The organism is Vibrio sp. Makdt, assembly GCF_027587015.1.
GTDB classification, from domain to species: Bacteria; Pseudomonadota; Gammaproteobacteria; order Enterobacterales; family Vibrionaceae; genus Vibrio; species Vibrio chagasii_B.
Genome location: NZ_JAPPTH010000001.1, coordinates 41,928 through 64,254 on the forward strand (window position 1 = coordinate 41,928; position 22,327 = coordinate 64,254).

17 protein-coding genes are annotated in these 22,327 nt (G+C 46.0%); 9 read left to right on the top strand and 8 right to left on the bottom strand.

Annotated features, from left to right (window positions below; all coding sequences use genetic code 11):
• Window positions 1–40: 40 nt before the first annotated feature.
• The 3 genes from OH460_RS00205 to OH460_RS00215 form a co-directional block, all read right to left on the bottom strand.
• Window positions 41–742 (bottom strand): DUF1028 domain-containing protein, encoded by a 702-nt coding sequence (locus OH460_RS00205; RefSeq protein WP_269993913.1) that lies wholly within the window; start codon window positions 740–742, stop codon window positions 41–43.
• 21 nt (window positions 743–763) lie between these two features.
• Complete coding sequence (locus OH460_RS00210) at window positions 764–2,155, bottom strand: YfcC family protein (RefSeq protein ID WP_269993915.1); 1,392 nt, start codon at window positions 2,153–2,155, stop codon at window positions 764–766.
• 121 nt (window positions 2,156–2,276) lie between these two features.
• Entirely contained in the window at window positions 2,277–3,530 is a 1,254-nt protein-coding gene (locus OH460_RS00215; protein WP_269993917.1) for an allantoate amidohydrolase, read from the bottom strand.
• A 237-nt stretch (window positions 3,531–3,767) separates the two neighbouring features.
• Between OH460_RS00215 and OH460_RS00220 the strand changes: the two genes are divergently transcribed.
• Complete coding sequence (locus tag OH460_RS00220; RefSeq protein WP_268664329.1) at window positions 3,768–4,514, top strand: FadR/GntR family transcriptional regulator; 747 nt, start codon at window positions 3,768–3,770, stop codon at window positions 4,512–4,514.
• A gap of 155 nt (window positions 4,515–4,669) precedes the next feature.
• Here OH460_RS00220 and exaC read toward each other — a convergent pair whose 3' ends face one another.
• Window positions 4,670–6,190 (bottom strand): acetaldehyde dehydrogenase ExaC, encoded by a 1,521-nt coding sequence (exaC, locus tag OH460_RS00225; RefSeq protein ID WP_060468983.1) that lies wholly within the window; start codon window positions 6,188–6,190, stop codon window positions 4,670–4,672.
• Between the two features lie 327 nt (window positions 6,191–6,517).
• On the opposite strand from exaC, the gene OH460_RS00230 reads away from it, so the two are divergent.
• From OH460_RS00230 to OH460_RS00240, 3 genes are all read left to right on the top strand, one after another.
• The gene (locus OH460_RS00230; RefSeq protein WP_269993923.1) at window positions 6,518–8,305 is read left to right on the top strand and encodes a sigma-54-dependent Fis family transcriptional regulator; all 1,788 of its coding nucleotides are present in this window, start codon (window positions 6,518–6,520) and stop codon (window positions 8,303–8,305) included.
• Between the two features lie 112 nt (window positions 8,306–8,417).
• A complete protein-coding gene (locus OH460_RS00235; protein WP_269993925.1) occupies window positions 8,418–9,911 on the top strand; it encodes an FAD-binding domain-containing protein in 1,494 nt (497 codons plus the stop codon).
• A gap of 378 nt (window positions 9,912–10,289) precedes the next feature.
• Complete coding sequence (locus tag OH460_RS00240) at window positions 10,290–12,404, top strand: methyl-accepting chemotaxis protein (RefSeq protein ID WP_269993927.1); 2,115 nt, start codon at window positions 10,290–10,292, stop codon at window positions 12,402–12,404.
• Between the two features lie 101 nt (window positions 12,405–12,505).
• Here the strand turns inward: OH460_RS00240 and OH460_RS00245 are convergent, their stop codons facing one another.
• Window positions 12,506–13,357: a LysR family transcriptional regulator gene (locus tag OH460_RS00245; RefSeq protein ID WP_269993930.1), complete on the bottom strand. Its 852-nt coding sequence runs from the start codon at window positions 13,355–13,357 to the stop codon at window positions 12,506–12,508.
• A gap of 98 nt (window positions 13,358–13,455) precedes the next feature.
• On the opposite strand from OH460_RS00245, the gene OH460_RS00250 reads away from it, so the two are divergent.
• Entirely contained in the window at window positions 13,456–14,103 is a 648-nt protein-coding gene (locus OH460_RS00250; RefSeq protein ID WP_269993932.1) for a glutathione S-transferase family protein, read from the top strand.
• 71 nt (window positions 14,104–14,174) lie between these two features.
• Here OH460_RS00250 and OH460_RS00255 read toward each other — a convergent pair whose 3' ends face one another.
• Complete coding sequence (locus tag OH460_RS00255) at window positions 14,175–14,408, bottom strand: helix-turn-helix domain-containing protein (RefSeq protein ID WP_116870996.1); 234 nt, start codon at window positions 14,406–14,408, stop codon at window positions 14,175–14,177.
• A 10-nt stretch (window positions 14,409–14,418) separates the two neighbouring features.
• Window positions 14,419–14,967 (bottom strand): DUF2975 domain-containing protein, encoded by a 549-nt coding sequence (locus tag OH460_RS00260; RefSeq protein ID WP_269993936.1) that lies wholly within the window; start codon window positions 14,965–14,967, stop codon window positions 14,419–14,421.
• A 303-nt stretch (window positions 14,968–15,270) separates the two neighbouring features.
• On the opposite strand from OH460_RS00260, the gene OH460_RS00265 reads away from it, so the two are divergent.
• The gene (locus OH460_RS00265) at window positions 15,271–16,713 is read left to right on the top strand and encodes an N-acylglucosamine 2-epimerase (protein WP_269993938.1); all 1,443 of its coding nucleotides are present in this window, start codon (window positions 15,271–15,273) and stop codon (window positions 16,711–16,713) included.
• A 71-nt stretch (window positions 16,714–16,784) separates the two neighbouring features.
• Here OH460_RS00265 and OH460_RS00270 read toward each other — a convergent pair whose 3' ends face one another.
• Window positions 16,785–17,192, bottom strand: coding sequence for a hypothetical protein (locus tag OH460_RS00270; protein ID WP_102425500.1), 408 nt, complete (start codon window positions 17,190–17,192; stop codon window positions 16,785–16,787).
• A 386-nt stretch (window positions 17,193–17,578) separates the two neighbouring features.
• On the opposite strand from OH460_RS00270, the gene OH460_RS00275 reads away from it, so the two are divergent.
• The 3 genes from OH460_RS00275 (at window position 17,579) to OH460_RS00285 (ending at window position 22,247) form a co-directional block, all read left to right on the top strand.
• Window positions 17,579–19,420 carry a carotenoid oxygenase family protein gene (locus OH460_RS00275; protein WP_269993941.1) on the top strand — a complete coding sequence of 614 codons (1,842 nt, stop codon included), beginning with the start codon at window positions 17,579–17,581 and terminating at the stop codon, window positions 19,418–19,420.
• 62 nt (window positions 19,421–19,482) lie between these two features.
• Window positions 19,483–21,096, top strand: coding sequence for an FAD-binding protein (locus OH460_RS00280; RefSeq protein ID WP_269993943.1), 1,614 nt, complete (start codon window positions 19,483–19,485; stop codon window positions 21,094–21,096).
• A gap of 80 nt (window positions 21,097–21,176) precedes the next feature.
• On the top strand, window positions 21,177–22,247 hold the full coding sequence (locus tag OH460_RS00285) for a hypothetical protein (RefSeq protein WP_269993945.1): 1,071 nt from the start codon (window positions 21,177–21,179) through the stop codon (window positions 22,245–22,247).
• Window positions 22,248–22,327 lie beyond the last annotated feature (80 nt).

Consider the following 22,327-nt stretch of genomic DNA (forward strand, 5'->3'; position numbering starts at 1 on the left):
TGAAACTCACTTGGCTTTTATTTCGATTGAACCTTCATCCTTACCGGTTTGGTAGATTGTTTAGAAAATCTTGAAAGCCTGCCTCACGGACACGCCCCAGTACTTTTCGCAATTCACCAATTAAGCACCCATCAACCCAATCAACACGAATATCAATCGGCGCTTTAGTCAGGCTTTCTACTCGGAGTGATGCGGAAAAGGTTCCTCGCTTGTCTCCTCCCGCTTGCAACGCGGCTTCCAAGGCTGTTATCAATATTTCTGGTAGCTCTGCTTCATAGTTATCTCTATAAACAGGCGCTCCATCTTCTAAGATTGAGCTTGGATTCTGCGTCGTTTGAGCGATAAAGCTGTCAGAAAATGCCTGTAAAACCTTGTCACTTTCTAGCATGTTTCCAGCAACGGCAATCGTAGGGTAAGCAATCGCGCCAACATAAGGGATGTTGTCATCCCCATGAATGAAAGCGCTGTCGCCATTTTTATCCATCACCATACATTGGCGTTTTGAATATTCGGCATCGCCCGCTTTTAAAGACTCGACAACCTGAGCAGCCGTCTTACCGAGAATAAAGAACTCACGCGCCTTATCTGCATACCAAGGGTTAGTAAATAACCCTTGAGTTGCACACGCCCCGACACCTCGCCAGCTATGGTTTACATAGCCTCCGACTGAAACACCTCCTGTCGCAGAGATAGAAGCCGATAAACCGGTATTGGGATTAACGTGAATAAGTGAAATTGTCATAGATGTTCAACACCAAAAAAACTAGTAACCAATCATTTGTCCAATGAACAGTGCCACCCAACATAGGGCATAAACCACCAGCATAAATGGCACAATCGCTTTCAACCACTGCTCGTAAGAAACTCGACCCAGCGCAAGCATCGCTAGCGTGCCGCCAGAGGTTGGTACAATAAGGTTTGTTAGGCCATCACCCACTTGGAATGCAGTAACCATCAGCTGGCGACTCATACCTGCTAAGTCAGCAACCGGGATCATGATCGGCATGGTCACCATCGCCTGACCAGAACCACCAGGAATGAACAAGTTGATGATGCCTTGAACCACACTCGCCACAATGGCAGCTAACGCGATTGGCATATCTTGAATCAATGAACTCAGTGCGTTGACGATGGTATCGATGATCGACGCTTGGTTGAGGATCACTTGAATAGAGGCAGCAACACCGATCACCAATGCACCAGAAGTAACGCCCGACGCACCTTCCATCATCTGCTTAACAATAGCGTTTGCACCCAAGCCGTTCACAATACCAATCGCAATCGCCATCAATAAGAAGAGACCTGCGATCTCGTTGATGTACCAACCGTTAGCGAACACCCCGTAAAGCATGATACCTAAGCCAATAAGAAAAACGCCCAAAGTCATTTTGTCTTTCTTATTGAGTTGGTATTCTGAGATGTCTTTGCTTAGGCCACCAGCTGTCTCAGGCTCTTTGAACTCCATTTTAGTTACACGAGAACAAATGTAGTAAGACAGTAATGCCAAAGAAGACAGCACCATAACAGTACGTAACCAAGCACCAGAGAAGATTGGAAGCTCCGCGATACCTTGTGCAACACCAACTGTGTACGGGTTAATCGGTGACAGAGCGAAACCCACGCCGATACCACCTACTGCCATCACCGTGCCAACTAAGCTCGAGTATCCAACCGCCGCAGAGATCAGGACCGCAACAGGCACTAAGGCGATGTTGTTTTCAAAGCCAACCGCTACACCAAAGAAACCATAGATGAACGTGCCTATCGTAATGATTAGGTTACGGTTTTTAATTCCAGCTTTGTTGACTGCAACACCGATGGCATTTTCTAATGCGCCAGTGCGCTGCAAAATATGGAATAGACCGCCCGCGATAAACACAATAAACAAGTAAGGTGCTGCGCTAATCAATCCTTTAGGGATAGAGACGAAGATATCGAAGAAATGTACCGATGGTACACCTTCAATATAAGTAAATGAATCAGCAACAACTGTTGTTCTACCATCAACGATAACGCGCTCAAACTCACCGGCTGGCACGATAAAAGTAAGAAGGTAAGTGGCTACCAGTATAAAAAAGATAAGAACCATTGGGTCTGGTACGTTTTTATACCACGCCCTCTTCTCTGCTGTTTCCATTTTCTCTGTCATATCCATAACCAAATCTCTCCTTAGTATAGGGAGCGCCTAAGAGCTGCGCTCTGTGTTATTTGTAGCAGGCGATAACCAGAACTTTGTTCAGATACCGTTAAAGACTGCTACCAAAATCTCGAATCGTTTATTTTTGCTCTGCTTTCATCAATAGACAGAAGTGGTTTAACACTTCGACTGCGGCAACCAAATCTTGCTGAAGAATGGCTTCATCTGGGTGGTGGCTAATGCCATCAGTACAACGCATAAACAGCATCGCAATATCGGTGAGCTTACTCACTGCCAACCCGTCATGGCCTGCACCGCTGTATAGGTGTTTAGGTGTAATACCCGACAAACTTACCGCGTTACTTAAAACCGACGACAAAGATTCAGCGCAGGTCACGGCTGATTGCTCATAAGTCTGTTCATGACGGTAAGCCAAATTGTATTGATTCATCAGGCTTTCGATATCTGCCAGCATCTCTTCTCGTGCTTTAACACGAGAAGCATCATTTGGTGAACGAAGCTCAATCGTAATGTCTGTTTGTTGAGGGATTACATTGACGCCATTCGGGTAGTTAGCAATTTTGCCAACAACACCAACTAAGTCTTCTTCTCGCTTACACAGTTGGTCAAACATATGGATCACTTGAGCAGCACCCACCAAAGCATCTTGGCGTAAGTTCATCGGTACTGTGCCCGCATGGCTCGCTTTACCAATGATCGACAAGGTATGGCGCTCGATCCCAGTCATTGCCGTCACTACCCCTACAGGCAGGTTGGCTTGCTCTAACTGCGGGCCTTGCTCAATGTGCAGTTCAACAAAACCAAGCACATCTTCTTTCTCATAAGCGTCTTCACTGATGAGGTCTGGATTACAACCGAAAGACACCAAAGCATCTCGCATGCTTACGCCGTTTGCGTCTTGTGCTGTCAACATCGCAGGATCGAAGATGCCTGAAATCGCTTTTGAGCCTAACAGTGTCGATTGAAAGCGCGTGCCCTCTTCGTCACTAAAAGCAATCACATCAATATGAAACGGGAACTCTAACTGGTTGTTGTGAAAGTAATTAACCAATGCGATTGGCAGTATTACGCCCAAAATCCCATCATATTTACCCCCATTAGGCACCGTATCTTGGTGTGATCCAAAGATCAGTGTTTTGGCATATGGGTTAGCACTTGGGTAACGACCAATTAAGTTTGCCGCGTTGTCCATTCGAACTTCCATACCAGACATTGTCATCCAGTCATGCAGCTTTCGGTTTGCCTCTTCATGCTCTTTAGACGCACATAAACGCGTAACCCCTTCTTTATCGGGATCGGATGTTTGGCTGCATTGAGCAATAGACTCTAGCCATTCCCACGTTAAGCTGGCGGTTTCTTCGAATTTACCCATCTAAAATCATTCCATTCTGATCATGTACACCTAGGCAATTTATCATGATAAATATCAAATAAAAGCTATTTATCATGATAAATAAATATTTTGTGACTAAGATTCGATCAATAATCGGAGTGTTTCATAACCGAGCACTCCGATTTTTCCGGGGTTTTTAGGGCAAGAAAACAAGTGACATTCAGAGGAATTCCGTCAGAATTCAATAGGTACGGATAACACCCCAGCGAGGATAATGTGGCAAAAAGCGCGAAGAGACGTAGAACACAAGAATTAGCAGAATCGATCAAGAACTGGATCGTCGAACAAGCACTTCAGCCTGGGGATCGTTTACCTAACGAACTTGAGGTTATGGAGAAGTTTGACGCTTCAAAAGGAACGGTTCGTGAAAGTATGCGAATCTTGGAAGCACAAGGCATTTTGTCGACCAAAACCGGCCCGAATGGCGGTGTGTTCGTTAGTGAGATGAGCGAAAACAAAGCGCAATCACTCTTAAGTAACTACCTGTTTTTTAAGAACACTTCGATATCAGACTTATACCAAATGCGTTTGTCGCTTGAGCCCGAGATTGCGGCTTCCCTCGCGGGGAGACTAAACGAATCGCAACTGCAAGCACTGAGCGACCAAATCGACAAGTATCAAACGCCACCGGAAGATATTTATCAAGAACGCGAACACCACATCGCATCGCTAGAGTTCCACAGCTTACTGGCGAGCTATTCAGATAATGAGCTATTAAAGTTTGTGGTACGTTTTACCGCGCAAATGCTCACTGAGCTGACGATTTATCACAAGCTTTACGAGCCAGGAAACCACAAACTGTGGCGTACCGGCGTGCAAAGCCAACGCGACCTTGTGCAAGCGCTGAGCAAAAGTGACGCAGTAAAAGCGAAACAAATCATGCAGCAACACATGCTGACGGCACACCAACTTATGATTAAGCAAGAAGCACAAATCGCTAATAGCTTTATCGCCGAAGAGTAAATCCGAGCACATTCAACTTACCTAGCCCCCCTTACAAACACTAAAAAACGCCAAGCTCATAAGAACTTGGCGTTTTTCTTTTCATTTTACTTATATTAGTTAAACCAACTCGTTGTTAGTGACTCCTTGATAAAGCGCTTTAGAACATATCTATTTTAGAAAAAGCCTAGCGGATTAGTATCGTAGCTGATCAGCAGGTTCTTGGTGTTTTGGTAGTGATCGAGCATCATCTTATGTGTCTCACGACCAATTCCCGATTTCTTGTAACCACCAAACGCTGCATGTGCTGGGTAAGCATGGTAACAGTTAACCCAAATACGACCCGCTTCGATATTACGACCCATGCGGTAAGCAAGGTTGGCATCACGCGTCCATACACCTGCACCCAAACCATATTCGGTATCGTTGGCAATCTCTAGCGCTTCAGCCTCATCTTTAAAGGTAGTCACCGCGATAACTGGGCCAAAGATCTCTTCTTGGAAGACACGCATCTTATTGTTGCCTTCGAGCATGGTTGGTTGAATGTAGTAACCATTACCCAGGTCGTCTGGCTGCTGCGCAATCTCCCCACCAGTTAGCACTTTCGCACCCTCTTGGCGACCAATCTCTAGATAGCTAAGAATCTTATCGAACTGCTCTTGAGAAGCTTGTGCACCAACCTGGGTATCGGTATCTAGTGGGTTACCTTGTTTGATGGTTTGAGCGCGCTCGACCACTTTAGTGATGAACTTGTCGTAGACCGATTCGTGGATCAACACACGTGATGGACAGGTACACACTTCACCTTGGTTGAAGAACGCAAGCAGCATGCCTTCGACACACTTATCTAGGTACTCGTCTTCATGGTCAAAGATGTCTGGGAAGTAGATATTTGGAGATTTACCGCCCAGTTCAACGGTTGATGGAATCAAGCTTTCAGCCGCACATTTCAAAATATGGTGGCCGACTTCTGTTGAGCCCGTAAACGCCAACTTCGCTAAGCGATCACTGGTTGCTAACGCTTGACCCGCCTCACTACCAAAACCATTAACGATGTTGACCACGCCAGCAGGCAGGAGATCTGCAATTTTCTCCATCATAACCAAAATAGAAGTTGGAGTTTGCTCAGCAGGCTTCATCACCACACAACAACCTGCCGCCAGTGCGGGGGCCAATTTCCAAGCCGCCATTAAAATCGGGAAATTCCAAGGAATGATCTGCCCTACTACGCCAATTGGCTCTGGGAAGTGGTAGCTTGCAGTGTTTGAATCGAGCTCGGCTGCGCTGCCTTCTTGCGCTCGAATACACCCCGCAAAATAACGGAAGTGATCGACAACCAAAGGAATATCTGCCGCCAGAGTTTCACGAACTGGTTTGCCGTTTTCCCACGTTTCAGCGACTGCGATCTCTTCTAGGTTCGCTTCAATGCGGTCAGCAATTTTAAGTAGGATGTTCGAACGCTCTGTCACACTGGTCGCAGCCCAACTCGCACGAGCTGCATGCGCCGCATCGAGTGCTAAGCTAATGTCCGCCTCGGTTGAGCGCGCCACTTGGCAATACACCTGACCATTCACGGGAGACGTATTATCAAAATACTCGCCGCTGACAGGCTTCACCCACTCGCCACCAATAAAATTATCGTATTGGGCTTTAAAGTTCACTACTGCGTTGTCACTACCCGGCTGTGCGTAAATCATAATTAGATCCTTCTTAGATGTGTTGTTCGTTATTGAGCGAGAGCTGTCTTATTTTTGTGGCTACTTCTCTTGAGAAAAGAACTCATGACAAGACGCCTATGTTTATGCTTTCTGTTTAAAACACTGATAATTCGTGTTTTCTTCACAACAAGAACAACGCAAATCACACGCCACAACCTTAAAACTTGTTGTTAATAAATTGTAAAACTATGATTACCAAACATTTACAATCCAAAGTGAGTTGGCATTGAACGGCCGTATGGAAACCAATCCAGTGTTCAACTGTTCCAATTTGGTACACTCTCACTGTTACGACATGGAACAGTCATGCACCTTCAACAAGCAAACACCTCAGATTGGCTTTCATCGTCTTGGCACCGCAGCACCGAAGCGGGGCTGAAACAGAGACGTCTTCCCGAAGATATTCGCCTGCCACAATCAATTCTCAAGCAGCGACGTCATCAATCATCGAGCTTGATTCAAATCGTCGAGCGCAATGCACTGCCTCTGTTTAACCAGATGTTTGCACGTACCGACAGTCGTTTGATCTTGACCGACATTGAAGGGGTGATTCTGGCTAGTTGGGGACAAGAGCGGTTTAGGGAAAAACTGACTTCGATTGCACTCAGCTCTGGTGCGTGTTGGCAAGAGCAACTCAAAGGCACCAACGCCATCGGCACGGCGATTGTAGAAGCTAAACCCGTGACTATCATTGGTGAACAGCATTTCATCCACCAGCATCGGTTTATCAGCTGTTCAGCGAGCCCAGTGTTTGATCATCAAGGGCAAATGGTTGGCGTATTGGACATTACCAGTGAGCAGCAACAACACGACGGTTCGGTACAGCTACTTGTTCAAAATATGGTTCAGCTTATTGAGAACCAGCTATTGAGCCATATCCCACAAGGCACGACTCGTATTGATCTCGCGTGCGATAAATCGCTACTGCACAGCGGTTGGCAAGGGATTGTAATAGCCAACGAAGCTGGAGAGGTGGTCGCGCACAATCAGGTCGCCTCTCAACTGTTGGATCAAACCTCGATCGTCGGTGAGAGTATCGACACCCTCTTCAACCGAACTTCAATTGATTCCCCCTTTGTGTTTGAAAAACAGCACCTAAAACGCCCAACAGCCAAGCGCACACGCTCTATTTCAGCGTCGTGTGATTTACACCATGGTGAACAACAGATAGAGCACGCTTGGCAGCAGGCCAATAAGGTTATCGACAAAGGCATTAGCCTATTAATCCTTGGGGAAACAGGTGTCGGAAAGGGCGAGTTTGTTAAGGCGTTACACAAGCAGAGCCAACGTAAATCGTCGCCACTCGTGGCGGTAAATTGCGGTGCACTGCCAAAAGACCTTATCGAATCTGAACTGTTTGGTTACGCGCCTGGAGCTTTTACTGGTGCAAGCCACAAAGGTTTCCAAGGTAAGATCCGCCAAGCGGATAAGGGAATTCTGTTTCTCGATGAGATTGCCGACATGCCATTAGAGGCTCAGTGTCGATTGCTGCATGTTCTGCAAGATAAATCAGTGGTGCCCGTGGGTTCAAATCAGAGCTACCAAGTCGATTGTCAGATCATCGCTGCCACTCACAAAAACCTCGAGCAGTTAGTTGCGACAGGAGAATTTAGGCAAGACCTGTATTACAGACTCAACGGCTTAGCCTTTACCTTGCCAAGCCTACAACACCGACAAGACAAGCACGCTTTAATCGAGCACATTCACAATAAATACGCCGAAGACGAACAGACAATCTGCCCGCACTTGATGAGCTTGCTGTGCGCTTACGCTTGGCCGGGCAATATTCGTGAATTAGATAATCTACTGAAAGTCGCCGCTTTACTTGCGAGTGATGAACCACAACTCACACTAGAACATGTACCTAGCCATCTTGCTCAACACCTCACGTCGTTAGCGCATGATAATCAACACCAATCGACAACCTCTAATGCCATAAAAGGTACAGCGAGTAACGATTTAAGAAGCACCGTTGAAGAAACCTTGTTGCAAACTTATCAAGCCAACCAAGGCAACATCAGTAAGACGTCACGCATACTTGGTATCAGCCGTAATACGATTTATCGAAAACTAAAAAGCTTAGGCATTCTCTAATAATGAAAACAGGAGATCATAACCTGCCCTTTCATTATCGAAAATAAAACTCACTTCCAGTGAGACGTTTTGCCCTCTGATTCGTAATGCTTGAAAACGAAAGAGGGCTCAGATGCAAACAATCAACATAGTGTGGCTAAAGCGTGATTTAAGACTCACCGACCACGCACCTTTACAACACGCTTTATCAGATCAACACCCGACGATATTGCTCTATATTTTCGAACCCATGCTGCTAAGCAATGCCCACTATTCTGAGCGACATTGGCGGTTTGTTTGGCAGTCGCTGCAATGCATAAACCAGTCGCTGAAAGAGCATGGACATGAGGTTTCAATACTTCATGGCAGTGCGATGGACTGCTTCAAAGCGATCCAATCTCGTTACCGCATCAAAAACGTCTTCTCTCATCAAGAGATAGGGTTAAATTGCACCTTTGAGCGCGACATACAACTCTCTGCTTGGTTTAAAGAACACGGCATCCCATGGCAAGAGTTCGCACAAGGCGCTGTCGTGAGAGGATCGAAAGACAGAATCGGTTGGGACAAGCATTGGAACAGTGTGATGCGTGCTCCCATAGAAGAAAGCCAGTTAACGACAGAATCACTGCATACCCTTGTTCCTGAAGAGCTTGAACTCGCTATGGAACCTCCACAAGCATGGTTAACCAAAATTAACGGCATACAAACGGGCGGAAGTGCACTGGCATGGGCAACGTTACACGACTTCTTTGAGCGTCGTGGTCGAGATTACTACCGCAGCATCTCAAGCCCAGAAGCCTCGCGACATGCCTGTACTCGTTTATCCCCATATTTGGCTTGGGGCAACATATCGTTGCGTGAGGTTTATCAACACCTATTGAGGCACTGGCAGGTCGCGGGATTTCGTCGCAGTTTGATTGCGCTCTCCTCAAGGCTTCACTGGCATTGTCATTTCATGCAGAAGTTTGAATCAGAATGCGCGATGGAATATCGCTGTATCAATCACGCCTATGAAGCGCTCTTACAAAAAGAAACGGTAAAAGATCCGACACATCTTCAGGCATGGAAGATGGGGATGACAGGCGTGCCATTGGTCGATGCCTGTATGCGCTGCCTACATCATACGGGGTACATTAATTTCCGCATGCGCTCAATGCTGGTGAGCTTTCTCACTCACCATATGAACATGGACTGGCGTGATGGTGTCACTCATCTAGCCCAACAGTTCCTCGATTTTGAACCCGGCATTCATTACCCACAGTTTCAAATGCAAGCTGGAGTAACAGGCGTCAACACCATCCGAATTTATAACCCAACAAAGCAAGCCCTAGAACACGACTCCGATGGGGACTTCATCCGAAAATGGGTTCCAGAGCTCTCAGACATCCCCACTCCACTTCTGTTTGAGCCTTGGAAGATGACGCCAATGGAAATAATGATGCATGAACTTGAACCAGATTCCCCTTACCTTAATCCAATCGTCGATCTCGAAGTGAGCGCCAAAGAAGCACGAGTGCGTTTATGGTCATGGAGAAAGCTGACGGAAGTGAAACAAGAACGAAGTCGTATTTTGTCACGCCACGTTAGGCCACCGAAGAAACAGAGCAAAACAACACGGGCAAGCTAATACAACGCATTCCCTCTTCAAATTACTTATAAAAAGAGTGGTAATTCATTGAGTTAAATAAAATTAATTGTGACCGTCGTCATATAATGAGTAATAGACTCGCGGTCACAAACTAGATATGAAAAATAGCGGTCTTCCTAAAACATCAAACTCTCCTAACTATCATTAAAACTAATAAATACAGAAAGTTAGCGATTGCTAAATGATGATTTCCATCTTCCTTTAAGCGTTGCGATCAAAGCGAAAACTGAGCACTATGCAATCTTGTTTATATTTTTGATCTCCCTATTCTTTTTGTGTTCATTTTTTTGCATTTTCCGTTCACTTATCTTGTTTAAAATCTCTGCAAAACTACCACTATTTAGCTAGAGAGATCATATGTTTAACAGTATACGAACGCGAATTGCGGTGAGTGCGGGCGGGGCGATGGCTTTTACCCTGTTGATCGCAATGGGCATGACCACTAGCGCTTTTACTGATGTGAATAAACAAGTCACAGAGAAAGTAAAACTACAGTTAACCGATGCTACGACAACCGATTTACAAAATACGGCACTTCAGCAAGGGTTAAACATTTCCAACCAACTTAACCCGGTACTAGCCAACTTAACACAAGCACGTTCAATCATTGAGTTGAGTTCAAAAACGGACGCTAGCGCAGACCTTATCGTTAAACAGTTTACTGCCGCGCTAGAAGCACAAAACAAAGCCGTATTTGCCGGCTACATGGTGTGGGAAAACAAGACTTGGCCACAACAAACCAATCTCAATGACGAGATCAGCTTGGACAGCGAATTAGGCTTTAATAGTCAGGGCTACCTTGCCCCTTTCTTCTCTCCCAATGACGAAAACAGCTTTGACGCGGTCGCAATGGAGAGCTTCAGCAATACCGAGCTAAACAACAATGGTGAACGCAAAGACGACTGGCACTTAATGCCTTACCAAACCGGTAAAACATTCGTAATGGAACCGTACTTCTATCCGGTTCGTGGTAAGCAAGAACTTATTACTACAATCAGTCAGCCAATCAAACAGAACGGTAAGATCATTGGCTCACTTGGCTTCGATTTGTCACTTCATGAACTGCAAAGCCAGAGTGAAGGTCTTGCTCGTCACCTATTCGACGGACAAGGTAGAATCCTCATCACTTCGTGGAAAGGTATTACCCTAGCCAACAGCAGTGCTGGAAACATGGTTGGTAAGAAAGTCTCACCAGAGCTAGAAAAAGAGTGGTCGCGCGTTCAGTCTATCGCTAAACAGTCTGGGGCTGGGTTGGTGACATTTGGTGGTGAGGAGTACGCCATAACGGCTATCGAGACTAGCGACGCACCGTGGGTAGTCATGGTGTCGGTTCCCAGTAGTCACCTTGCAAAAAGTGTCGACGAGTACACCCAGTGGAGTGATGAACAGAATTCGAAAGCGCTTGAAAAAGGTGTGTGGGCGGGGATCGTCGCCGTTCTTCTAGGCATCATATCGATGGCATTGATCGCCAACTCACTGGGCAAAGTTCTTAATAACTTGGTCGAGCGATTCAAAGATGCCGCACAAGGGGAAGGCGATTTAACCTACCGCATCGAAGTAAAAGGGAAAGATGAGACCGCACAACTGGCTCACTGGTTTAATACCTTCCTATCTCGTATACAAGGGATGCTACTTACTGTAATGGCGACAGCAGACCAAGTCGATAAAAACGCGACTGAAGGTCAAGCGCGTGCAGAGGTATCTCGTGACCAGTTGAATGCTCAAGTAAATGAAGTGAACTCACTCGCCACTGCAATCAATGAGATGAGTGCAACTGCGCAAGAAGTGGCAAACTCAGCCGTGCAAGCCGCTGCCGCAGCGAGCCAAGTACAAAGTAATAGCCTTAACGGCATGACACGCATGGACAATGCTGCCAGCGCGGTTGATAGCTTAGCCATTCAAGTGAATGATGCGCAGCAACAAACGCAAAATTTGGTCGATTCGAGCACCGCGATTCAAGGCATTTTGAGCGAGATTGGAGGGATTGCAGAACAAACTAACTTGCTTGCACTGAATGCTGCCATTGAAGCTGCCCGCGCGGGCGAAGCAGGCCGAGGATTTGCCGTGGTTGCCGATGAAGTACGTAACCTAGCAAACCGTACTCAAGGTTCGACCGAAGAGATCCGTTCGATGCTAGCACGCCTAGAGCAAGAGACCCAATCTATCGTGGTCTTGATGGAGCAAAGTCAAAAGCAAGCGAATGATACCAAAGGCGAAACTCAAGCCGCTCATTTGGCGCTGTCTGAGATTAACCAAGCCATTGAAGTCATCAACGACATGAACAATCAAATCGCTTCTGCAGCTGAAGAGCAAAGTTCAGTATCTGAAGAGATTAACCGTAACGTAGTCATTATTAACGACACCGCCATGGAAGTGATGGACACCATGACATCCTCGGTAGAAATCAGTAATGAGCTGACAGTAAAAGCCGGAGATTTACACGGAGAATTGAGTAAATTTAAGCTCTCTTAGTTCGCTCTCTCTTCCATAAAAACAAGGCCGAGAAACGCAATGTTCTCGGCCTTTCTATTCATTGTTCACTCGCAGCATCAATGCCTCTCACCGAGCAAAATCTAATTGGAATCTAATTCAATCAGCTGATTGAGCACCTCTTTGTCCAACACAGGGTGATGCTTACTCGCGAGCAATAGTACGATATCCACCGCAGGTAACGGCGGCATATCATCGAGAATCTTCAAATCAGGCGTGACACTGAGCTTGCCCATCGCGCCAATTGCCAACCCAGCTTTGACGATTGCACGCTGCGCTGAAGCCGTATTACTGCACGCCAAAAGCTGATATGGCGTGTCTTGTTTGGTTAAACCATTCACCGCAGCAGCATGGTATTTACAATCCGTCTGGAACAGAGCTAGTGGGACAGGTTTAGAATCATCAAACACAAAATCAGGGCTGCTTATCCAAACGCCCACATCATTGGTTAGCCAATATCCCTCTTCACTATCGGGAGCGCGGGTCACAATCGCAGCATCAAGCCGACCATCATCAAGCCACTCTCTAAGCGTAATACTCGGCAAGCTAAATACTTGAATGGAACACGTAGGTTCTGCGTTTTGCAACAGCTTAATCACTTTCGGCAAGATGCTGTCGTTATAGTCTTCAGGGCAACCTAATCGTAGAGGCTGTTTGTCCTCATAACGTTTTACTTGTTTCAATGCCGTATTGTGGAGTGCTACGAGTTGCTCCGCATGAGAACGCAATGCCAAGCCCGCCTCAGTCAATACTAGGTTGCGTCCTTCCTTTTGAAACAGAGTAACGTTAAGTTCTTCCTCTAACTTTCGCATCTGAGCACTAAAGGCCGATTGGGTGCGATTAATCTGCTTTGCAGCACGTGTAAAACTGCTGGTCTCCACAAACGCAAGAAAGCCTCGCAACGCATCAATATCCATATTGAAATCACCATCCATCGTTTTTATTAATGTATTGCATCAAAATTATCCGTTAGTGCGCCGTAATACAATCCCTTAAGCTCAAATGCATACCCACCAAACGCAAGGAAGCATTTATGCAGCTTTATATCGCTAATCAGAACTACTCCACTTGGTCACTGCGCGCATGGCTAATATTCGATCACTACAACCTTAGCGCAGACGTCATCAAACTTAAGCTGTTCACCCCAGATTTCTACGACACGTTAGCGAAAGTGACACCCACTGCAAAAGTGCCGACTCTGGTTGATGGTGACGTTACAGTGTGGGATTCACTCGCCATTCTCGAATACGTTAACGATGCCTATTTGGACGGTGCGGCATGGCCAACTTCCGTTGCTGAACGCGCCTTAGCCCGAGCTATCTCGGCAGAAATGCATTCTGGTTTTTTCAGCATCAGAAATGAATTACCAATGAATTGCCGAGCCAAAAGAAAGCTGGTTTTGAGTGAAGGTGCACTAATAGACATCGCTCGCATCGATGCCATTTGGTCAGAACAAATGGAGAAATATCCAGAGGGCTGGCTATTTGGTGAATGGTCGATTGCTGATGCTATGTTTGCACCAGTAGCACTACGCGCAGAAACCTACGGCATCCAGCTTTCGGAAAAAGCCCAACAGTATCAACAACGTGTGTTGAATAGTCCGTCGATAAAGAAATGGTTGGCGGAGGCGAGTTTAGAAAAAGATATCGTTGAAGAAGACGAGGCAGGAGAGCCTGTTTAACATGTAGCGAATGAGTCTCGAATAACTTCGAGACTCATTGTTTTCATAAGGGAATACGATTTACTGGCTCGCTATTCAGCAGTAACGCTCTCTTGGTGAACGTTCGCTTCAAATTCCAATATGTCACCCGGTTGGCACTCTAACACTTCACACAACTTGTCTAGTGTCGATAGCCTTACCGCTTTGGCCTTGCCATTCTTTAACACCGACAAGTTGGCTTCGGTAATCCCAACCTCTTTTGCCAATGTCTTTAATCGCATTTTTCGCTTGGCCATCATAATGTCTAAATTAATGCGGATAGTCATGACAAGTCCTTTAAATCGTTTGGCTGTGCTCATCAGCCAGAATATAACCTTCTTTCATCACCCATGAGATGATCAAAATTATTATACCTAATATAAGTGTCAAAAAGTCCATCCCCACAAAACTAATCGCAAGGATACGCTCACCTGATGGATTATTGAACGACAAAATCACCGACATCAATGAGCCATAGATAACGGAGCCGAACACCCAATAGAACAAGCTATACCCTAGCTTCTGATAAGACATTGCATTTTCTAGAGAGAAGATTTCGCCTCGCTCATAGTTGCGGAATAAACGTATCAGAACGAGTAGTGCGTATATCAGGATGCTAGACATCGCTAAGCTTGTGAACGCAGCAACCATTCTTGTTGTCATAGTAAGTGGCAACATCGTGTAACTCCCGATGTCATAAGTGAGGTAAAAAATACCAGTCGAACTTATAAAGTCATAAGGAGTCTCAACGGTTAACCAGAAGTAGCACACCATGATAGGAGTAAGCACAAGAAAAGACTGCAATAGCATGCGAACACGTCGGCTTTGTTTTTGGATGTTAGACATAGTTAATGTTCCTGTTAAGTTTACAGGAGGATACTAAGATCAAAACAAACGATGATCAACAATAAATTATCGTTTCGCGATAATTTATTTCCTTTTAGCATCTTAACAAAGCAAATAAAAAAGTGTTAGATTTATCCGTTAATGATGAAGGTTCTAGCTCACTCTCGAGTCGATTCACTTAACCTCCAATCACCTGAACCTTTACCCATATCGCAATAATTTGGTCGATTGTGATCGCCGAATCACAATGTGCAGACCTGATTGTTTATATTCAAACAAAATCAAATTATTAAGATAAACATCATGTTACGAGCCTCTATCGCATTACTCAGTATCACGAGCTTAGCTGTATCTGCCAATGTCACCCTTCCCTCTGGACAAGACTGGATCAATCATGCTTCTGAAGGGCTTGCGCCTTATTGGATGATGCCGAGCGCTCAGGGAGAACCGATAGGCAACTTCCCGACTTTTCGTTGTGATGATGGAACATTGCTTGATGTGACTAATGTTTGTCCTGAATTGAACAGAGGCTGGATCACGCCACACTTCGGCAAAGAGTTCACTCGGATGAAGTCACGCCAAACCTATGCTTATGGCGTGCTCTACCACCTAACCGGAGACAGACAAGCATTAGCGCTCGCTAAGCAAGGGGCTTACTACCTCATTGAACACTTAGAAGATAAACAAAATGGTGGTTTCATCAGCTTCACCAAAGACGGCAAAGCAGGGCTTGAGTGGCAACAGCGAACGGCTCAAGATCAAGCATATGCGCTAGTTGGATTGGCAATGTACTACTACTTAACCCAAGACAAACAGGTAGAGGAAGCGCTCATTGCCCAACAAGCATTTATCTTAAATAAATATCGACTTAACGACAGCAGCGGCCTTGCGTGGGTGCTTGCCGACGGTGAAGATGGCAAAGTCACTCAGCGGGAATTAGTTGCACAGCTTGACCAGATTAACGGCTACATGCTGTTAATAGCTCCCCTACTGAAAGAGCCTACCAAGACAAAATGGCTTGATGATCTGAATTGGCTGACACAAACCATGATCGAGCACTACCACTACGAAGATGAACAACGCTTCTACGGTGCCATTCACAGCAAAGCAGCCATGATGCCGAACGCCAATCACAATGATTTTGGTCACACCATCAAAGCATATTGGATGACTTACCTTACCGGCCAAACTCTGGATAACTCCGAATGGAAAGAGTTCGGTATGCAAGGGATGAAGCACACTTTAGCCCAAGCGCAGTACCAGAAAGACTTCACCGATGTATCCCAATACTTTGGCGACAAGCTTCAAAAGGCATGGCAAGGACGAGAGATTACTGGCTGGCAAAGCAGACCAAACACACATTGGGCTTCGTCATGGGAATGGGCTGAGCTCGACCAAGCGGCAATGACGGTATCGCTTTTAGATGGTTCGATGAAAGAAACCCTACAATACACGTTGCCGACTTTTCACGATGTGTGGGTCGACCACAAATATGGTGGTGTAGGGCTTGAACCTAAGCGCACTAAGGCTTTTCATTGGGGCAACGGCTACCATCAATTTGAGCATGCGTTGATTGGTTACTTATATGCCAGACAAGTGGAAGGCAAACCTGCAGTGCTTCACTACGCGAGACCAGCCAACAGCGAGATACCAATGGAACCGTATTACTATCAAGGCGATGTGGTTAAGTTGGAGATGCTTGAGGGGGGAATGCAGAAGGTCAGCTTCAATAACATCCGACCTTAGCAGGTTTTCTTAAGCGCACAACGAAAATGAGCCCGTTCAAAGGGCTCATTTTGCTATCTTTTTTTGTTTTACTATCTTCTTTTGTTCTGCTCTACCAGCTTTTCATTCCATGCGGTGTTGCCATCACGCTTAGAGACATCGTACTCCGCACAGAACTGAGATATGGTCATATTGTTATCGCCAGTGGCAAGCTTAAGAGCCAACTGAACTTGTTGAAGCTTGCTTTGCAGTCGCAAGATTTGACCAGCATTTGGGCTTTTCTCTTTGGCGTATTTTAAAGCCGCATGCTTACGTTCTGCCGCGCCAGCTCTACGATCCGCTTCTGATAACAGATACTTTAACTGCGCAACACTCTTGCCCTTCTTAAAAGCAGGATCAAGCAGCTCAACGCACTCATCAAACGATGGGTTGATAACGTATGGGTCTACTTTATGTGCCTGTTGGCGCATCCACTCTAGTGCGAGTTTTTCATCTGACATAATCGAATCTTTTCCAAAGAAATAGCCCTATATGGTATCGCTCAATAGCGAATGGCTGCAATAGCAAATTAACTTATCTCACGCCTTTAAATACAACGCTACAGAAAGTATTGGTGCCACGCATCAAGAAGCACCCTCTCTTCAAATATTGGCGTTAGAAACGAAATAAAGAGCTAACCACACCGTTAAAACTCGCCAAACCAAACACAAGAAAAACGAAATTAAAAACATTTAAATCAATAGTTTATTGATATTAATCCGTGTAATTCACCCGTCAAATTACACGACTTCTTTGCACTCATTCATAGTTTTGTACATTACTCATTCTAGCCAATAAAACTCACCTACTTTGTTTATATGCATGGATAAACATATAAATCAGAGCAATGAAAAGACGTACATTTTTGAAAAGCGTAGCTGGGGCTGCCTTTGTACCAACCCAACTTTTGGCTTCGCAAGGCAACAATCCTTCCTTATTTCCGGTCTCAATTATGCAGGCTGGGCGCAGCGCAACCTCGGGAGATTTGCACCTTCTTAGTGGAGAATTACCAGCTGATATCCATGGTCATGTGTTTTTTTCTGAAGGGATACCATTGGAGCCAGACCACCTGAGTCCGAACGGCCGCGGCGCTCTAACCCGTCTCGACTTTTCGCCAAGCAAAGTTTCTTTCTTGCGTAAGATGATTGACACCCCGTCAGCCATCATGCAACAGCATATCTCCTATGGCTATGACAGCTTTAAATTACTCGGTGGTATGGCTTATTACAGCCCGACGATGGGATTCGTCAATTATTGTAATACCGCACCCAACTACCTGGGTGACAATCGTTTCGCGCTCAGCTACGAAGGTGGGGTTCCCTACGAATTTGATGCGCTGAGCTTAGACCTGGTCACACCGATTGGTCACTATGATGAGTGGCAGAGCAGTTTTCCACCTTGGATGAGCCCTTTTATTCCTGACAAATGGCTGTTTCCACAAGTACGCACCACAGGCCATCCGTATTTTGATCTCGAGTCGGATGAATGTTTCACCATTAACTACGGTGGAAACATTTCCAACACGGGTACTAAAAATGGATTTATACGGCTTTTGAAATGGGATAAGCACAGCCCTCTACAAGGCTGGAACATTATTGGCCGTAACGGTAAGCCTGCCTTTATCGCAGCAACCGCTCACTCTCTTGGTGTAACACGCCACCACATCCTCGTATTTGAAACTGCAGCGCAAGTCGAGCCGCTACGTATGATCGGTATATCGTCGGTTTATGCTCAGCAACATCGGACTCCAACTTGGATTATTCGTAAGAAAGATCTCTACCTCGGGCGCGATTATGTGGTTGCCGACTACCTAGAACTGGATTTCGATACCTCAGACATCATGTGTAATTACGATGACCATGACAACGAAATCACTCTATACGGTCAATACCTAGGAGCGATGGACAAATCGGAGCCCCAATACACGCGCGATAAGCGATGGTTTGGTGGAAGGACTCCGAGTCAATTGGCAGGTTACCCTGCAGCACCCATTGATGTCGGCGGCTTAGTACGCGCAAGGATCCAAATTCAACCGCAATCCGTCCGACACATAAATGAAGACTTCAGACTGATACGAGACGACCGACTTTTCTGGGATATGAATGATCCCGCGTACCGTGGACACTTTCAGTTCCCAGAGCAATTTGAACACATTTATTGGGCTGCCGTTGGCTACCGTAAAGACCATGTCATCAAGCGTGTCGCCGACGCCTATGAGCACTACCCCAATAGAAGATTCACCAACGATTCATTACCTCAAACCGACCAACCCTCGGCTTTAGTGCACATGGACTGCCTTTCGATGAATCTCGCCGATGCGTATCAATTTCCCTCAGATTGTGTGATGCGAACGCCTCAGTTTATGGCTCGCCCTAACAGCACCTCTCAAGACGACGGCTATATATTCACAGCCGTGGTTCGTAGCCACCCTACTCATGGCATTGGAAATGGCAAAGAGGTCTGGATCTTTGACGCACAAAACTTAGCACAAGGCCCACTAGCGATCTTAGGACATCCACAGCTCAACTTTGCGACTACAAATCATGCGCTCTGGGTGGCAGAGATAGGCCCTAGACCTGCCGATGCCTATAAAGCCAACGTCGGAGACTTTTTCCGTTCACGTTTATCAAGTCATCGCAGCGCTGTTCAAGAAGTCATTCAACAACACATTCTGCCTCGATTTGGCTAATCCATTCGATAAAGAAAACCACCGTTAAAAATCAATCTCGACTAAACCACAAGGAAGTCTTAATGAAAATAAAAACCATGGTACTTGGTAACGCTTTGCTTGCTGCCGTAATGGGGACAGCTTTCTCTCTTCATTCCAATGAACCGGAAAGAGAGATTTCTAACTACCAAGGAACATACACCTGCCACCCTGAAGCGATTTACGACCCACGTTCTATTGATGAAGTGCAGAACATCGTCCAAGACGCTCTGATACGCGGTAAGAAAGTGATGACGGGAAATCGCAAGTTCGCCAGCCAAATCGATGCCGCCTGCGCCGGTGACGACCAAGTTCAAATCACTCTGAAGAATATGAATAAGATCGTTCACTTCGATGCAACAAATAAGACCGTCACTGTTGAAGCTGGTATGCGGTTCAACGATCTCAATGACTTTTTACGTGGACAAGGTTACGCGATCAACATGGTGACTGAGTTAGCTATCTTTACCGTTGGTGGCATGCTGGGCAGTGGCACACACGGCTCTACGTTAGATAGACCAAGCAACATGCTCGCTGACTACGTTACCCAGCTAAAGATTGTTGATGGGCAAGGCGAGGTCAGAGTACTTGAGGGCGATTTACTGGACGCCGCAAGAGTGAACCTTGGTGTGCTTGGCGTAGTGGTTGAAGCGACATTAAAACTTGAAGATGCCTTTAAAGTGAAAGCAGAAGTCACCGGTTATCGAGATGATTCCGACCTTGAAGACGTGGTACTGGATATTGCACACAACAACTACTCAGCAAACATCGCATGGTTCCCTGGTCTAGGGCGTTACACCACCACACTTTACAACCCAGTACCAATCGAGACAGAAGGCCAAGCCTACAATGCACAAGCCGATGTCACAGATGCGGAAGAGTTTTTCTTCGGGCTACTGTTTAATGCCGCACACGAATTCCCGGGGGCTGGTTTGCAATGTCTTGCTGCCGTCGCTCGTTACAATGGCCGAGCAAACTCTTACTTCAGAGACAGCATCACCGGCAAGAAAGTTGATGAGCCTATCGGCTATTCAGACCAAATGCAGTACTTCGAGTGCAAAGATCCAAACAAATGTATTTGGGATCGCCTGCCTATCGCGCTTCAAGAAGTCGCTATCGATATTGAGCTCCTACCAAGCTGGATCAATGATGTCCGCCAGATCGTCGACGCACACCCACGTACTTGCTTCCCACTCAATGGTATTTACTTCCGATTTGGTAAAGCTTCTGACAGTTATTTAGGAATGAGCGCAGGGCGAGATACCGCTTTCGTCGGCATTGAATACACACTGCGTAAAGAGGGGAAGAAAGAACCTAAAAACTACTTCGTGAACCTAGAAATAGAGCAAATGTCACTGCGAAAATATGATGCGCGACCTCACTGGGGTAAAAACTCAGTCGCTATTTTTGAGGACATGCCCTCTCGCTTCCCGATGTGGCCTGAGTTCTTGCAAGCCAAAGCGCAGCTGGACCCTTTCGATACCTTCACCAACCCATTCTGGGAGCGTGTGAGTGGTGAAACGCCATTAGAAGATTATCTAAAACCAGGATGTAACGTGCGTGGCGAATGTTACTGTCAAGAAGATGCCCACTGTCAATCAGGGACGACTTGTCAATCTGGGCTCTACTTCACTGACGCTCGTATCTGCCGAAAATAAACGGCTCGTCAGGCATATAGCACTGCGCTCTATGCCTGATACTCGCTTTTCCAAAGGATCCCCAAAAGGACATCACTTCAATGAACCTCTGCCAACTACTGCGTTTAGGGCTAGCATGTTGCTGCCTGTTCGTAGCACAAGGATTTGCTACCACACTCGAGGATATACGCCCTCATACTCCATCATCTCAACAAACTTGGGCTGAACAATGGTTCTACAATATCGCCGTACCAGAGGTCGGCTACTTTAAAGTCAGCCTACAAACCTACATTGCTCCTGACTTTACTGACCCAACGCCTAAGGCATACGTGCATCTCGCGTTTACACCGGTAAACGGCAAGACAGTAAAATACGACATCTTTCGTGATGAGTTAATACTCCGCGGTTTTAACGACTCGGAACAGCTCCATTACGAAATACCGGGGATTGTCGTCGCCAATAAAGACACACTGAATGTAACTTTCGAAGACTTTCAATTCTCGATGCGTTGGGATGGCGAACATGCTCATTATTGGCGTGGCAGAAATCCGGGACAAACGCCTTTCGGTATTATTCCTGAACTACCGAGAGTCGGAGGTAAATGGTTTCTTTATACCGTCGGCACGCCGATTCAGTACAGTTTCTACGATGGTGAGCAATCTCTATTTGGAAGCGGATACGCTCAGCTTGATAAAGGGTGGTATGACAAAGAGTCTAGCGCAGGAATGATCTACACCATGGGACTTTCTGATGAACTCTACTACATGTTTACAGGTGCAAAAGTTGGAAACTCTAATATTGAACTGTGGGCTGGCCGCTATATCTCCCCTAATTATGACCTGATCTTCTACCCGGCGATTGGCAATATTTCACTGAAAAGAGAGGTAGATTCCTGCGCGGGATATTTAAAATTCGAAATGAACAAAATTAAGTACAAGATGGTCATGGAAGTAAAATCCGAACTGGAAAGCTTTTACCCGTTAGCCTTCCCTTCTGTGATTATCTTTGGCGGAGAGCAGAAGTACATGAAATCGATGAAGGCTGCGGTCAATGTCTCTTTATATGAGCACAACGTTTTGGCCGAAACCATAGAGATGCCGCAAGCCTTATTGGAGTTTAGTGGCCCTTTCTATTGCGATGCCTTGGATGATATTCAAAATGCAGCACTTTAAATCGGTTTAAACATACCGTTACTGCTCCTAGAAACAAAACAGCGGAGTAGCACTGTTATAGTGCTACTCCGCACAATTAT